A 14428-nucleotide genomic window follows, 5' to 3' on the forward strand; every position below is an offset into this window, starting at 1 on the left:
ATGCTGAACCTTGCCGAATATCGCCGCACCGCCAGCCGCCTCGCCGACTTCCTGCCCTGGGCGGCACTCGTCGGGGAGGGCGTCGTTCTGAACAAGGACGGCTCGCTGCAACGGACCGCCCGATTTCGCGGTCCCGACCTCGAATCCGCCGTCGCTGCCGAACTGGTCGCCGTCGCCGCCCGGTTGAACAATGCCTTCCGGCGTCTTGGCTCCGGCTGGGCGATTTTCGTGGAAGCACAGCGCCAGGAGGCTGCGACCTATCCCGACGACCGCTTTCCAGATCCGGCCTCGGCGCTGCTCGATGCCGAGCGCAAGGCCGATTTCGAGGAACAGGGCAGCCATTTCATTTCCGGCTACTTCCTGACCTTCACCTATCTCACACATGCCGAGGATGCAGCCCGCGCCGAGACCTGGCTCTATGAGGGCCGCGAACGCTCCGGCGTCGATCCGAACGAGATCTTGCGCGGCTTCATCGATCGCACCGATCGCGTGCTGGCGCTGCTCGACGGCTTCATGCCGGAATGCGACTGGCTCGACGACAGCGAGACGCTGACCTACCTGCATTCCACTGTCTCGACCAACCGGCATCGCGTCCGGGTTCCCGAGACGCCGATGTATCTGGACGCGTTGCTGGCCGATCAGCCCCTGACCGGCGGGCTGGAACCGCGCCTTGGCAACACCCATCTGCGCATCCTCACCATCGTCGGCTTTCCGACCGCGACCACGCCCGGCATCCTCGACGAGCTGAACAGGCTCGCCTTTCCCTATCGCTGGTCGACACGCGCGATCCTGCTCGACAAGACCGACGCCATCCGGCTCCTCACCCGCATCCGCCGCCAATGGTTTGCGAAGCGCAAGTCGATCGCCGCGATCCTGAAAGAAGTCATGAGCAACGAGGCGTCGGTTCTCGTGGACACCGACGCTACTAACAAGGCGGCCGATGCGGACATCGCGCTTCAGGAACTCGGCGCCGACTATGCCGGCATGGCCTATGTCACGGCGACCATCGCTGTATGGGACACCGATCCTCGCCTGGCCGACGAAAAGCTCCGTCTTGTCGAGAAGGTCGCGCTGGGCCGCGATTTCACCGCGATGCCCGAAACCATCAATGCCGTCGATGCCTGGCTCGGCTCGCTGCCGGGGCATGTCTATGCCAACGTCCGCCAGCCGCCTATCTCGACGCTCAATCTCGCCCATATGATCCCCCTCTCCGCCGTATGGGCGGGACCGGAACGGGATGACTATCTCGGTAGCGCCCCCTTGCTCTTCGGCAAGACCGAGGGAAGCACCCCGTTTCGGCTTTCCATTCATGTTGGCGACGTCGGGCACACGCTGGTCGTCGGGCCGACCGGCTCCGGCAAGAGCGTGCTGCTCGCCTGCATGGCGCTCCAGTTCCGGCGCTATGCCCACTCCCAGGTGTTCGCGTTCGATTTCGGCGGCTCGATCCGGGCTGCGGCCCTTGCCATGGACGGGGACTGGCATGATCTCGGCGGCGATCTCACCGAAGGCGATGCATTTTCCGTCTCGCTCCAGCCACTCGCCCGCATTCACGACGTGCCGGAACGCGCCTGGGCGGCCGACTGGATCGTCGCCATCCTGACGCGCGAGAGCGTTGCGATTACGCCGGATGTCAAGGAGCACATCTGGGCGGCGCTGACCTCTCTCGCCTCGGCGCCGGTCGAGGAACGCACCATCACCGGCCTGACGGTGCTGCTGCAGTCGAACGATCTGAAGCAGGCGCTCAGGCCCTATTGCATTGGCGGTCCCTACGGTCGGCTGCTCGATGCCGAAACCGAGCACCTCGGCAGCGCGTCGGTGCAGGCCTTCGAGATCGAGGGGCTGGTCGGCACAGGTGCTGCCCCGGCGGTGCTGTCCTATCTGTTCCACCGCATCGGCGACCGACTCGATGGCTCGCCCACCATGCTCATCATCGATGAAGGCTGGCTGGCGCTCGATGACGAAGCCTTTTCCGGACAGTTGCGGGAATGGCTGAAGACCCTCAGAAAAAAAAACGCTTCGGTCATCTTCGCCACGCAGTCGCTCTCCGACATCGACAATTCGGCGATCGCACCGGCGATCATCGAAAGTTGCCCGACGCGTCTTCTTCTCCCGAACGAGCGCGCCGCCGAACCGCAGATCGCCGCCATCTATCAACGATTTGGCTTGAACGCGCGCCAGATCGAGATCCTCGCACGGGCCACGCCGAAGAAAGACTACTACTGCCAGAGCCGCAGGGGGAACCGCCTGTTCGACCTGGGCCTGTCCGAAGTGGGTCTGGCGCTGACGGCCGCCTCCTCGAAATCCGATCAGTCCGCCATCGCTCGCATCTTCGCCGAGCACGGCCGGGACGGCTTCCTTGCCGCCTGGCTGCGTCTGCGCGGCGTCGACTGGGCCGCGGACCTCATTCCCGACCTTGCAAATCTCATCCTCCAGCCGGACAAGGAGTCTTCCTCATGAACACCCGTTATTCCCGCACGGCGCTGCTTGCCGCATCCTTTCTTGCCGTCTCAGGCCCGGCTTCGCTGGTTCTGGCGCCGCCAGCTTCCGCCGCCTGGATCGTCTATGACCCGACGAACTACTCGCAGAACCTGCTGTCCGCCGCCCGCGCCCTGGAGCAGATCAACAATCAGATCACCAGCCTGCAAAACGAAGCGCAGATGCTGATCAACCAGGCCCGCAATCTGGCGAGCCTGCCGTATTCGTCGCTCCAGCAGATCCAGCAGTCGGTGAGCCGCACGCAGCAGCTTCTGTCCCAGGCGCAGAACATCGCCTTCGACGTCGGCCAGATCGACCAGGCGTTCCAGTCGAAATACGCCAATGTCTCGCTCTCGGCCACCGATGCGCAGCTCGTCTCCGATGCCAAAGAGCGCTGGCGCAACAGCGTCGGCGGCCTTCAGGACGCCATGCGCGTGCAGGCCACCGTGGTCGGCAATATCGATACCAACCGCACCGAGATGTCACAACTGGTTGGCCGGAGCCAGAGCGCGACCGGCGCGCTTCAGGCTGCACAGGCAGGCAATCAGCTTCTCGCCCTCCAGTCGCAGCAGCTCTCCGACCTCACGGCATTGCTTGCCGCCAATGGCCGGTCCACCGCGCTCACCGAGGCAGAACGCGCCGCCGCGGCCGAACAGGGTCGCGTGCAGCGCGAGCGCTTCCTGACGCCGGGCTCCGGCTATCAGGCCGGCAGCGCCAAGATGTTCAACTGAGGGCGTGGGCCATGGACGGCAAGATGCTGGCCCGCTTGGGCGCCGTCGTCTTTGTCGCCGTCGCGATCACCGCGACGGCGACCGAAATGCTCAGAAGGAGAGAGGCGCCCGCACCATGGACACGCCCCACGGCCGCCGTCGGATCGCCGGCAGATCCACTTCGCGTTGGACAGCGCCGGTGCCAGCAGCTCGGGCAGGCCGCAACGAACGACGCCGAATGCCTGCGCATCTGGTCGCAAACGCGAGACCGCTTCCTCGGCAGGACGTCCGTACCGGCCGCCCCACAGACCATCGAAGGACAGTGATCCATGGGCGGCAGCGGCGTCATCGACAATTTCCTCGGGGTCTTCACCTCTTATATCGACAGCGGGTTCGGTCTTCTCGGCGGCGAGGTCGCCTTCATCGCCACCACGCTGATCGTCATCGACGTGACGCTCGCCGCCCTGTTCTGGAGCTGGGGCGCCGACGACGACATCATCGCTCGACTGGTGAAGAAGACCCTGTTCGTCGGGGCTTTCGCCTACATCATCGACAATTGGAACAATCTGGCGAGGATCATCTTCGAGAGCTTCGCCGGCCTCGGCCTCAAAGGCTCCGGCACCGGCTTTTCGACGGCGGACCTCCTTCGTCCCGGCCGGGTGGCGCAAGTCGGTCTCGACGCGGCCCGGCCGCTCCTGGAATCCATTTCCGACCTCATGGGCTGGGTCGCGTTCTTCGAGAATTTCATCCAGATCGCATGCCTGCTGTTCGCCTGGGCGCTCGTCCTCTTGGCTTTCTTTATTTTGGCGATCCAGTTGTTCGTCACGCTGATCGAATTCAAGCTGACCGTTCTCGCCGGATTTGTCCTCATCCCGTTCGGATTGTTCGGGAAGACGGCCTTCATGGCCGAAAGGGTCCTCGGCAGTGTCGTCTCTTCCGGCATCAAGGTGCTGGTGCTCGCTGTCATCATCGGCATCGGCTCGACGCTGTTCAGCGAGTTCACCTCCGGCTTCGGCGGGGTCACGCCGACGATCGACGACGCGATGGCGATCGTGCTCGCAGCACTTTCCCTGCTCGGCCTCGGCATCTTCGGACCGGGCATTGCCAACGGTCTGGTTTCCGGAGGCCCGCAACTTGGTGCTGGTGCTGCCGTTGGCACCGGCCTCGCCGTCGGAGGTGCTGCACTTGCCGCAGGCGGTGCGGCTGGCCTGGCCTTGCGCGGTGGGGCTGCGGCACTGTCCGGCGGCGCTGCTGCCGTTCGTGGTGGCGCAGCGGCGGCAGGTGCCGCCTCGACCGCCTACAATCTCGGATCGATGGGGCAGACCGGCGCTGCCGGTGTGGCGTCCGGTCTCGGCGGTGTCGCGCGAGGAGCAGGCTCCGCCACCGTCTCGCCTCTGAAGCGCGCGATCGGTCGTGCGTCCGAAAGCGTTAAATCGGATTTCTCCGGAGGCGTGAAAGGCGGCTTCAGCGCCACCGGCGGCTTTTCCACCCTCGGCACGGTCGGCGGTGCCGAAGCCGCCAATGATGATTCCTTTGCCGCCACCCCCGTAGCTTCGGGCAATGGCGCCCCCGATTGGGCCAGGCGCATGAAACGCAGCCAGCACGTCAGCCACGGCGTTTCCGCGGCCGCCCATGCCGTTCGTTCCGGCGACAGTCATGGCGGCGGCTCTTCTGTTAATCTCTCCGAAAGTGACCGCTCATGAGCTTGTTCAAACGACCGGCAACCCACTACGGCAAGACGCCGCAACCCGAGACACCCTATCAGAAGGCCGCACAGGTCTGGGATGAGCGCATCGGCTCGGCCCGCGTGCAGGCGAAGAACTGGAGGTTCATGGCCTTTGGAAGCCTGATCCTGTCGGCAGGCTTTGCCGCAGCACTCGTCTGGCAGTCCACGCGAGGGACCGTCGTGCCCTGGGTCGTGCAGGTCGACAAGCTCGGTCAGGCACAGACCGTCGCCGCCGCCACGGCCGACTATCGTCCAACAGATCCGCAGGTCGCGTGGCATCTGGCGCGTTTCATCGAACAGGTCAGGAGCATTCCCGCCGATCCCATCATCGTGCGCCAGAACTGGCTCCGCGCCTATGACTGGACGACGGATCGGGGCGCGACGGCGCTGAACGACTATGCGCGCAGCAATGACCCGTTCACCAAGGTCGGCAAGCAGCAGGTTGCCGTCGAGGTTTCCAGCGTCATTCGCGCATCTCCCGACAGCTTCCGCGTCGCCTGGATCGAGCGCCGATACGAGAACGGACAGCTTTCCACCACCGAGCGCTGGACCGCGATCCTGACCATAGTGATCCAGACGCCCCGCGATGCTGATCGACTCAAGGCCAATCCCCTCGGCATCTATGTCAATGCAATATCGTGGTCGCGGGAGATGGGCGAATGAAGAAGTCGCCGATCCGTACAATCGGAACCCCTTCTTTCCGCAAACCCGCCATTGTCGCCGTGCTCCTTTCCACCGCTGCGCTGGCCGGATGCGCCACGCCGCAGAAGCCGCCGCAGATCCGCTACGATTCCGATGTGCCGGCATTGCCGGTCGTTCCCACCGTGCTGAGGGATGAGCGCCCGAAGCCGCTGCACATTCCGCCGGGCTGGACGCCGGCGCGTGGGGGTGCCACCGCAACCACGCCGACCGGCCGGGTTCAGAATGCCAATGCGGCGGCCCGCGTCGAGCCACGCCGGGATGGTTACTACAATGCAATCCAGATCTATCCCTGGAGCGAAGGCGCCCTCTATCAGGTCTATGCCGCACCCGGCCAGATCACCGACATCACGCTTGAACCCGGCGAAAGCCTGACCGGAGCCGGGCCGATCGCTGCCGGCGACACCACACGCTGGATTATCGGCGACACCGAGAGCGGCAGCGGCACCACCCGGCGCGTCCATGTCCTTGTGAAACCCTCGCGCCCCGACATCACCACCAATCTGGTGATTTCCACCGATCGACGCACCTACATGCTCGAACTGCGATCCGGCGAAACGCCCTACATGCCGTCGGTCGCCTGGTCTTACCCGCAGGTGCCGGGCTCGCAGCAGTCCATTCCGGACACGCCGGCTATTCCGGCTGTCGTGGCACGAAACTACCGCTACGGTCTCACCGGAGACACGCCGCCGTGGCGGCCCGTCTCCGTCTATGACGATGGCCGCAAGGTCTATGTCGAATTCCCGCGCGGTATCGTGCAGGGGGAATTCCCGCCACTCTTCGTCATCGGTTCGGAAGGAGAGGTGCAGATCGCCAATACCCGTATCTATCGGAATATCCTGATCGTGGATCGCCTCTTCGGTGCTGCGGAATTGCGCCTGGGTAGCGGCAAGCATCAGGAGACTGTGAGGATCGTTCGAACAAGCGGTGTCGTGCAGGCGCCGACAGCCCGAATCAAGGGAGGGCGGTCGTCATGAGGGAGGCCGATAATCGCGAAGATGCAACCCAGACCCTCGGTCCTGTTCCACCCATGCGCTTGCGGGCAGAACCACCACGCGTAACCCGGCTATCGCGCAGGGTGCTCCTCGGCCTTGGCCTGGTCGCATCGCTCGGCATCGGTGGCGCGTTGATCTATGCTCTTCAGACCCGAGATCGTGGCAATGGTGGCGAAGAACTCTATACCACCGAGAACCGGACCACGGCCGACGGTCTGGCAGGCCTGCCGCGGGACTATACCGGCCCGATCCTGGGGCCGGCTTTGCCCGGCGATCTCGGCCGTCCGATCCTCAGTGCGCAGGATCGTGGCCAGCCTGTTGTTGTGCCGACAGCGCCGGGTGTCGATCCGGCCGAACAACGCCGCCTCGCCGAAGCGGAATCCGCCCGAACCAGCCGCGTGTTCTTCCAGACGGAAACACGCACGACGGCAAGCGCAATAGCGCCTGACGCGAATACGACCACAAATCTTGCCGGTCTCGATCAGGCTGGCACTCCTACTGCGCAGGACCGACAGGTCGCCTTCCTCAACGCCGCCGTCGACCGACGCACTGTGGCGGCCGATCGCGTGATGCCGCCGGTGTCGCCCTATGTGCTGCAGGCCGGTTCGGTAATCTCCGGAGCGCTGATCACCGGCATTCGCTCCGATCTCCCCGGCCAGATTACCGCCCAGGTCACCGAGAACATCTACGACAGCCCGACCGGCCGCATCCTGCTCGTACCGCAAGGAACCCGCATCATCGGCCAATACGACAACAATGTCGGTTTCGGGCAGAGGCGTGTCCTGCTGGTCTGGAACCGGCTGATATTCCCGAATGGCCGATCCATCGTCCTTGAACGACAGCCCGGCGCCGACACGCAGGGCTATGCCGGTCTCGAGGACGGCGTCGACTACCACTGGTGGGATCTGGCGAAAGCTGCTGGCCTCTCGACATTGCTCGCGGTCGGCGCAGAGCTTGCCATGGATGACGAAGACCGGCTGGTTCAGGCTATCCGCAATGGTGCGCAAGATACCATCAACGATGCTGGTCAGCAGATCATCCGCCGCCAGTTGCAGATCGCGCCCACGCTCACCATCAGGCCAGGTTTCCCGGTGCGGATCATCGTCACCCGAGACCTTGTGATGGAGCCCTATAGAGGTTAGCCCGATGACAAAATTGAAACTCGGGCCGCTCGTCGACGACAAGCCCGTCAAGGTGAGTATTGAACTTCCCGGACCGCTATATCGGGATCTTGTTGCCTATGCGGAGCTGCTCCACCGTCAGCAACAAGGCCAATCGTCGGCAGATCCCGCCAAGCTGATCGTGCCTATGCTTCAGCGATTCATTACGACCGATCGCGGCTTCGCAAAGCAAAAGCGCGCTGTTCTGGGTTTTTCCGGCGCATCGTCTCAAACACCAAAGATTGACGAATCGCGCTAAAGTACCGGAGCCGCCGGCACCGCTCACCGAGCGCTATCGGTCTGATTGGCAATTGCATTCCATCGAACTTTTCCAGTGGCCAAGTCCAGAAATTGCTTCAGTGCTGGATTATGATTCCTTGGCGACCAGACAGCACTAAAACGAATGTCTTCCAGGCCATCCAAGATGGGAACGAACACGACTTCCTTGTGTGCACCGCCGGACGTTGACGACAATATGAGCGAAATGCCGAACCCTTCTCCGACCATGTTCAAAAGATTGTCTCGTCCGACTCCCTGAATGGATATTCTCGGTTCGGAATCGGATTTGGAAAGCTGCCGCAGTAGATATTGATCCAATTCCGCACCAGCGATACCGGCCGGGATCAGGAATGTCTCGTTGCGCACATCTGCCCAGGAAACGCTCTCTGCCGTTGCAAGAGGATGCCGTTTTGGCAGCGCAAGGAAAAGTCGCTCGGTCCACAGTTGAACCGTTTTGCAACCGGCTAACTGAGGCTCTCCCGGAAGAAAGGCCACATCGATACGGCCGCTGAGAAGATTGGCGGCTGCCACTTCGGACGTCGATTCCTCTATTTTCACCTCTACACCGCGGAAGCGGGAATGATATTCGCCTACGAGATCTGAAAGAAATCCGCTTGCCAGGGACGTCATCAGCCCGATTCGTATCTCACCTGTGTCGCCGTGATGCGCCGTTTGCATGTCCTTCACAGCTTGATGCAAATGGGATGCACCGAATGCGGCGTTTTGCAGAAACCGCGCTCCTGCAACGGTTAGCTTTGCTCCGGTGCGACTACGAGTAAAGAGGGGTACACCAAGACGTCGTTCAAGCAGTTGGACCCGGCGGCTTACAGTAGATTGGGACATGCCAACCGCATCCGCCGCACGGCGAAAACTTCCGTGTTCGGCGACCAACAATGCATATCGTAAATATCGCAGGTCAAGCGCGAGATCCGGCATCCAACAGTCTTTTATGCTGTCTTAGAGGTAATCGCTAAGCGACTATTCGGCTCTTGAAGACCGGATCCAGTCCCTTGCTTTCGCCTGCTCACTTCGCCATTCATCTATGCTGCCAACTTGACTTGTTCGGCCGGTTGTTCCTCGGCCGCTCGCGGTCATGCACGTTGCGTTGCGGTGAGCTCTTCGGATATCTCGTGGCTTCCGGCGGCGAGAACCATGCCCACCACCCTTGCTGGCCCGCTGAAGTCGATAGAGTGCCTCATCGGCATGTTTCATGAGTTGCGCCAGACCAGTCGCGTCGTCAGGATAGAGGCTCACGCCAACGCTTGCACCAAGCACAGTCCTCGTCCCGCCAATCTGGATGGGCTGCTTGAGCGCTCTTTCGACACGTCGGCAGACTTGTTCTGCCTGGTATGGCGATCCCATGTTCTCTACGAGAATGGCAAACTCATCCCCACCCAATCGGAACACAGCATCGTCGCTGCGAACACATGCGCGAAGCCTGTTGGCTATCAAGAACAGCGCTTCGTCACCGGCATTATGTCCCAGTAGATCATTGATTGGCTTGAATTCATCGAGATCGATCAGAATAAGAGCGATCATCGGCCGCACGTCGTTTTCATAAGACGTTGCGATACTGTTCCATTTTGCTGACAACCGCCGCCGATTACCAAGGCTCGTCAATGGGTCTTCGAAGGCGATGCGTCTTAGCGTCTCCTCCACCCGCTTTCGCTCGGAGACATCCTCGAATGTAGCAATCCCGACCCCTATGTCATGTAGAAGGATGCCACGCTGGTTGACGGTAACGATACCGCCATCCGCCGACACCACGTCCAGTTCCAATGGTTCTACTTTGGATATTCCGGTGGAATCGGCTCTCCGCAGACGGTTCCAGTACTCACGAGCTAAGAGTTGCTGTTCTATTTTTGGATAGCTTTGTTCAATCCACGCACCCACGGTTTCGAAATGACTTTCGTCATAACCGAAGGTCTCCTTGAAAGCACGATTCATGAACTGAATCTTACCCGCTGGTATTGCCGCCCACGAGATTGGAATTGGCAGAGCATCAAGAATGATGTGCATGTCCCGAAGCGAGAGCCCGGTATGTTTTACTTGCTCAAGAAACTCTTCCAACGCTATCTCCTGTTGCAACTCCGCATCGTTTACCTTCACAATTTTTCCGTTTTCGAGTATTTCATGGCTTCAGGAAGGATTGCTGTTCCGTATCACGCGCACCTTCCTTGCCCTGCTCGATCATTCTTTCGAGCGGGGGCCGAAGAGCGCTTTAACAACACGCGGGCCGTACCAGACGATGACGGCCAAAGCTGCGATCAACAACAGCGCGCCGACCATTTCGTAGACGGGAAAACCCACCGCGTCTCTCGAAACGAAGAGGGCCACCACAACGCCTGCAGCAGACAGAATTGCTTGGGCTAGGATACGAACCATGGGAACCGTCTCGAATTCCTGTCACAAACGCTCTGGGGCGGGGACAGACTGGATGTTGTTCTACTGTCGCAAGCTAAGAACCGGATCGCCATGCCCAGTCCCTGATTTCCGGCATATCCTCGCCATGTTCACGGACATAGGCGAAATGCTCCTGCAGCTTGCCGCGCAGGCTTTCGACCACATGACCGGCCTTTTCCTTCAGCCCCGGCACGCGCTCGATCGCCTCGATGGCGAGGTGGTAGCGGTCGAGCTGGTTCAGCACCGTCATGTCGAAGGGCGTCGTGGTCGTGCCTTCCTCAACGAAACCTCGGACATGGATGTTCTGATGGTTGGTGCGTTTGTAGGTCAGCCGGTGGATGAGATAGGGATAGCCGTGATAGGCGAAGATCACCGGCCGCTCGGTGGTGAACAGCCGGTCGAAGTCCTCGTCGCAAATCCCGTGCGGATGCTGGTCCTTCGACTGCAGCGTCATCAGGTCGACGACGTTGACGACGCGAATCTTCAGGTCCGGGATCGCTTCCCTCAGGATGGTCACCGCCGCCAATGTTTCCATCGTCGGCACGTCGCCGGCGCAGGCCATCACCACGTCGGGTGAAACCGTATCCTCCTCGTTGCCCGCCCAGTCCCAGATGCCGATGCCCGCCTCGCAATGCTTGGCGGCGTCCTCGATAGCCAGCCATTGCGGTTCCGGCTGCTTGCCGGCAACGATCACGTTGATCCGGTCCCAGGTCTTCAGGCAATGGTCGGCGACCCAGAGCAGCGTATTGGCATCCGGCGGCAGGTAGATGCGGACGATGTCCGCCTTCTTGTTGGCGACGAGATCGACGAAGCCGGGATCCTGATGCGAGAAGCCGTTATGGTCCTGCCGCCACACATGCGAGGTGAGCAGATAGTTGAGCGACGAGATCGGCTTTCTCCATTCCAGCTCGCGAGTCACCTTCACCCACTTGGCATGCTGGTTGAACATGCTGTCGATGATGTGGATGAAGGCCTCGTAGCAGGAGAAGAGGCCGTGCCTCCCGGTCAGCAGATAACCCTCCAGCCATCCCTGGCACAGATGCTCCGACAGCACTTCCATCACCCGCCCGTCGGGCGACAGATGTACGTCGTATGGTTCGATCTTCTCCATCCAGACGCGGTCGGTCACTTCGAACACGGCACCCAGCCGGTTCGATTCCGTCTCGTCCGGGCCGAAGATGCGAAAATTCTTCTCCGCGTCGTTGAGGGTCAGGATGTCGCGCAAATAACGCCCGAGGATTTCCGTCGTCTGCACCACGGTCTTGCCGGGCTCCGGCACGTCGACCGCGTAGTCGGAAAGCGGCGGGCATTTCAGTTCCTTGCGCAAGAGGCCGCCATTGGCATGCGGGTTGGCGCCCATGCGCCGGTCGCCTTCTGGCGCGAGCGCCTTCAGTTCCGGCTTCAGCCCACCATCGGCAGTGAACAGATCTTCCGGATCGTAGCTCCGCATCCAGTCTTCGAGTATCTTCAGGTGATCCGGATTTTCCCGGCAGCCGGAAACCGGCACTTGATGGGCGCGCCAGAAGCCTTCGACCTTCTTGCCGTCCACTTCCTTCGGACCGGTCCAGCCTTTCGGGCTGCGCAGCACGATCATCGGCCAGCGCGGCAGTTCGGCAGGGGAGGCACCGCCGTGCGCCCTATCCTGGATCGCCCGGATACGCTCCATCGCCCTGTCCATCGCGCCGGCCATCAGCCGGTGCATCACCTCGGGCTCATGGCCTTCGACGAAGAGCGGCTCGTAGCCGTAGCCCTCGAACAGCTTCTTCAGGTCCTCGTCGCCGATGCGCGAAAGCAGAGTCGGATTGGCGATCTTGTAGCCGTTCAGGTGCAAGATCGGCAGAACCGCACCGTCGCGGGCCGGATTGATGAACTTGTTGGAATGCCAGCTTGCTGCCAGCGGACCGGTTTCCGCCTCGCCGTCACCCACCACGCAGGCGACGATCAGGTCCGGGTTGTCGAAGGCCGCGCCATAGGCATGAACCAGCGCATAACCGAGCTCGCCGCCTTCGTGGATCGATCCGGGCGTCTCCGGCGCCGCATGGCTCGGAATGCCGCCCGGGAAGGAGAACTGGCGGAACAGTTTTCGCATCCCGTCGGTCGTTTCGGCGATCTCCGGATAGATCTCGCTATAGATGCCTTCCAGATAGGTATTGGCCACCATGCCCGGCCCGCCATGGCCGGGGCCACAGATATAGATGACGTCGAGATCACGGGCTTTGATCACCCGGTTCAGGTGCGCATAGATGAAGTTCAGCCCCGGCGTCGTGCCCCAGTGGCCGAGCAGGCGCGGCTTGATATGCTGGGCCTGGAGCGGTTCGCGCAGGAGCGGATTGTCGAGAAGATAGATCTGGCCGACCGACAGATAGTTGGCGGCGCACCAGTAGCGATGGATGAGATTGATTTCCCCGGCGTCCAATGAGGCTGTCGTGATGAATTTTTCTTGCTGCATATTCCCGCCCTCAGCTCGCCCCAAATACGTCAGCAGTTTGGCTGACATGGGAAAGGCCAGCATCCCCCTGAACCGACAGGTTAATTTCATGTCATCATGCGATGACTGCCGGCGACCATATATCCATTCATGCTGGATGATGGCAAGTGAAAATGCAGACGCGATTGTGTTTCATTAAATACAGAAGATTATTGCCAACAACAGTAACAGCCGCCGGTGTTGCCTGAATGGTGTTCATTGCCGATTTCCCTTCATAGTAAAGCGAATGATACAGCCTCGCTGACGTTCAGTAAGCGATCTGTCCATTGACGAGGCCCCCTGATGTCCCGGATAGTTCCTGTTGCAAGATCTTCCGTGCTTCGGGGCTGACCACCGACATCGGGGCTGCAACGACAGTTCTCGCCGCGGAGCCGGCCAGATTGACCGTACCGATTGCCGCCATCCCGACGTGATCGGCCAATGTCACCTGACCGCCCTCGAGGGATTGACCAGCCAGGCGTTTCCCCAGGAGCCCGATGATTTCCGGGCTATCGGCAAAGGCGTTGTGGCCGAGGGCGTCCTTGGAACGCACGGTGCTGGTATCGATCACCGTGATCCCAAGCTGCTTCAGCACGCCGGTATAAGCGGTGGTATCGACACCGCCGACACGGTTGACTCCGCCGGAGATCCATCTCGATACCTCAAGCGCCCGGTCGCGTGTCGAGGCAAAAATGGTGAACTGCGGCCGCTTCGGTCCCATCTCTATGAGTTGGCGGCGGAAGACGTCGACATCGATATCGGGCGACGCCAGCACGACGTTGCGGACCTTCGCCGGGATCGTCTTTTCGCGCATCGCGATCCCGCGCAGAGCCTCGGCCGTCAGCCATGTTCCCATGGAATGGGCAAGGATGGTGATATCGCCGACGTCAGGGCTGCGGGCAGCCTGGATGATCAAATCCTCCAGGGCACGGCGTGAATAGTTCGTGCTTTCCTTGTCGTAGAGATAGCCGAGAACGCTGGCGCGGGAGGGCCAGGTGAACAGGATCGGAGCGGCATCGGTTCCGGCGTCATGAGTGATCTGGGCAAAACGAAAGACGGCATCCGCATAGGTGTTGTTGAAGCCATGCACGAAGATGATCACCTGCCGCTTTGCATTCCGGTTCTTGCGAAACCAGTTGAGCGCCTGCTGCTCTGAGATCACCTTCTCGTCCTTGAGCACGGCGAACTCTTTCGCAGGGTTGGGGGGCACGCGCTTCGGCCACTGGACCTCCCCGATCTTCCGCCCATCATCCGGCGGGATGGAAACGGTGAGGTTGTTGAGCGAGATCGCCGTTCCGCGCTCTCCGGAATAAAGCTCGCCGGGATCTGCGGCGGGTTTTCGGGTGGTCGCGACCAGCATGTCGACGCGGCTTGTGTCGTTCGTCGTCAAAGCCACGGGCTGAAGGACATTTTCCGGCCGGCCAGCGCAGCCGCCGAGCATGGAAAGAAGGAGCGGAAACAATATGATGCGCCTTCGCCACGCGCGTGAATTGCGTAAGCAGGCTTTTCGGGCG

General features: G+C 61.4%; 13 protein-coding genes. 8 read left to right on the top strand and 5 right to left on the bottom strand.

From position 1 onward, the window contains the following. From trbE to JNC70_RS17880, 8 genes are read left to right on the top strand one after another with little or no spacing between them, the layout of a single operon-like run. Positions 1-2457: a conjugal transfer protein TrbE gene (trbE, locus tag JNC70_RS17845; protein WP_374788777.1), complete on the top strand. Its 2457-nt coding sequence runs from the start codon at positions 1-3 to the stop codon at positions 2455-2457. Continuing rightward, positions 2454-3206, top strand: coding sequence for a P-type conjugative transfer protein TrbJ (gene trbJ / locus JNC70_RS17850; RefSeq protein ID WP_125301499.1), 753 nt, complete (start codon positions 2454-2456; stop codon positions 3204-3206). The genes trbE and trbJ overlap by 4 nt, the downstream gene beginning before the upstream one ends. Before the next feature lie 11 nt (positions 3207-3217). Further along, on the top strand, positions 3218-3511 hold the full coding sequence (trbK-alt, locus tag JNC70_RS17855) for a putative entry exclusion protein TrbK-alt (RefSeq protein ID WP_097143289.1): 294 nt from the start codon (positions 3218-3220) through the stop codon (positions 3509-3511). 3 nt (positions 3512-3514) lie between these two features. Next, on the top strand, positions 3515-4888 hold the full coding sequence (gene trbL / locus JNC70_RS17860; protein ID WP_374788778.1) for a P-type conjugative transfer protein TrbL: 1374 nt from the start codon (positions 3515-3517) through the stop codon (positions 4886-4888). After that, positions 4885-5574: a conjugal transfer protein TrbF gene (trbF, locus tag JNC70_RS17865; protein ID WP_125301497.1), complete on the top strand. Its 690-nt coding sequence runs from the start codon at positions 4885-4887 to the stop codon at positions 5572-5574. The genes trbL and trbF overlap by 4 nt, the downstream gene beginning before the upstream one ends. Next, positions 5571-6587, top strand: coding sequence for a P-type conjugative transfer protein TrbG (gene trbG, locus JNC70_RS17870; RefSeq protein WP_374788779.1), 1017 nt, complete (start codon positions 5571-5573; stop codon positions 6585-6587). The genes trbF and trbG overlap by 4 nt, the downstream gene beginning before the upstream one ends. Further along, positions 6584-7747 carry a TraB/TrbI/VirB10 family type IV secretion system protein gene (locus JNC70_RS17875; protein ID WP_374788780.1) on the top strand — a complete coding sequence of 388 codons (1164 nt, stop codon included), beginning with the start codon at positions 6584-6586 and terminating at the stop codon, positions 7745-7747. Before trbG ends, JNC70_RS17875 begins: the two co-directional genes overlap by 4 nt. 4 nt (positions 7748-7751) lie before the next feature. Further along, positions 7752-8024, top strand: coding sequence for a DUF2274 domain-containing protein (locus JNC70_RS17880; RefSeq protein WP_164056810.1), 273 nt, complete (start codon positions 7752-7754; stop codon positions 8022-8024). 23 nt (positions 8025-8047) lie between these two features. Here the strand turns inward: JNC70_RS17880 and JNC70_RS17885 are convergent, their stop codons facing one another. The 5 genes from JNC70_RS17885 to JNC70_RS17905 all read right to left on the bottom strand — a co-directional run bounded on the left by JNC70_RS17885 (position 8048) and on the right by JNC70_RS17905 (position 14355). Then, positions 8048-8980 (bottom strand): LysR family transcriptional regulator, encoded by a 933-nt coding sequence (locus JNC70_RS17885; RefSeq protein WP_374788781.1) that lies wholly within the window; start codon positions 8978-8980, stop codon positions 8048-8050. A gap of 42 nt (positions 8981-9022) precedes the next feature. Next, a complete protein-coding gene (locus JNC70_RS17890) occupies positions 9023-10153 on the bottom strand; it encodes a diguanylate cyclase domain-containing protein (RefSeq protein ID WP_374788782.1) in 1131 nt (376 codons plus the stop codon). 81 nt (positions 10154-10234) lie between these two features. Beyond that, positions 10235-10429, bottom strand: a complete 195-nt coding sequence (locus tag JNC70_RS17895) for a hypothetical protein (protein WP_097143282.1) — start codon at positions 10427-10429, stop codon at positions 10235-10237. Between the two features lie 73 nt (positions 10430-10502). After that, the gene (locus JNC70_RS17900) at positions 10503-12896 is read right to left on the bottom strand and encodes a phosphoketolase family protein (RefSeq protein ID WP_374788790.1); all 2394 of its coding nucleotides are present in this window, start codon (positions 12894-12896) and stop codon (positions 10503-10505) included. A 286-nt stretch (positions 12897-13182) separates the two neighbouring features. Next, a complete protein-coding gene (locus JNC70_RS17905) occupies positions 13183-14355 on the bottom strand; it encodes an alpha/beta hydrolase (protein ID WP_097143296.1) in 1173 nt (390 codons plus the stop codon). Positions 14356-14428: the final 73 nt, after the last annotated feature.

This window comes from Brucella oryzae (assembly GCF_041929965.1).
GTDB lineage: Bacteria > Pseudomonadota > Alphaproteobacteria > Rhizobiales > Rhizobiaceae > Brucella > Brucella oryzae.

Excerpts from the sequence above, each read along its gene's own strand:
- trbE (WP_374788777.1), top strand. The coding sequence starts at position 1 with ATGCTGAACCTTGCCGAATATCGCCGCACCGCCAGCCGCCTCGCCGAC.
- trbJ (WP_125301499.1), top strand. The coding sequence starts at position 2,454 with ATGAACACCCGTTATTCCCGCACGGCGCTGCTTGCCGCATCCTTTCTT.
- trbK-alt (WP_097143289.1), top strand. The coding sequence starts at position 3,218 with ATGGACGGCAAGATGCTGGCCCGCTTGGGCGCCGTCGTCTTTGTCGCC.
- trbL (WP_374788778.1), top strand. The coding sequence starts at position 3,515 with ATGGGCGGCAGCGGCGTCATCGACAATTTCCTCGGGGTCTTCACCTCT.
- trbF (WP_125301497.1), top strand. The coding sequence starts at position 4,885 with ATGAGCTTGTTCAAACGACCGGCAACCCACTACGGCAAGACGCCGCAA.
- trbG (WP_374788779.1), top strand. The coding sequence starts at position 5,571 with ATGAAGAAGTCGCCGATCCGTACAATCGGAACCCCTTCTTTCCGCAAA.
- JNC70_RS17875 (WP_374788780.1), top strand. The coding sequence starts at position 6,584 with ATGAGGGAGGCCGATAATCGCGAAGATGCAACCCAGACCCTCGGTCCT.
- JNC70_RS17880 (WP_164056810.1), top strand. The coding sequence starts at position 7,752 with ATGACAAAATTGAAACTCGGGCCGCTCGTCGACGACAAGCCCGTCAAG.
- JNC70_RS17885 (WP_374788781.1), bottom strand. The coding sequence starts at position 8,980 with ATGCCGGATCTCGCGCTTGACCTGCGATATTTACGATATGCATTGTTG.
- JNC70_RS17895 (WP_097143282.1), bottom strand. The coding sequence starts at position 10,429 with ATGGTTCGTATCCTAGCCCAAGCAATTCTGTCTGCTGCAGGCGTTGTG.
- JNC70_RS17900 (WP_374788790.1), bottom strand. The coding sequence starts at position 12,896 with ATGCAGCAAGAAAAATTCATCACGACAGCCTCATTGGACGCCGGGGAA.
- JNC70_RS17905 (WP_097143296.1), bottom strand. The coding sequence starts at position 14,355 with ATGCTCGGCGGCTGCGCTGGCCGGCCGGAAAATGTCCTTCAGCCCGTG.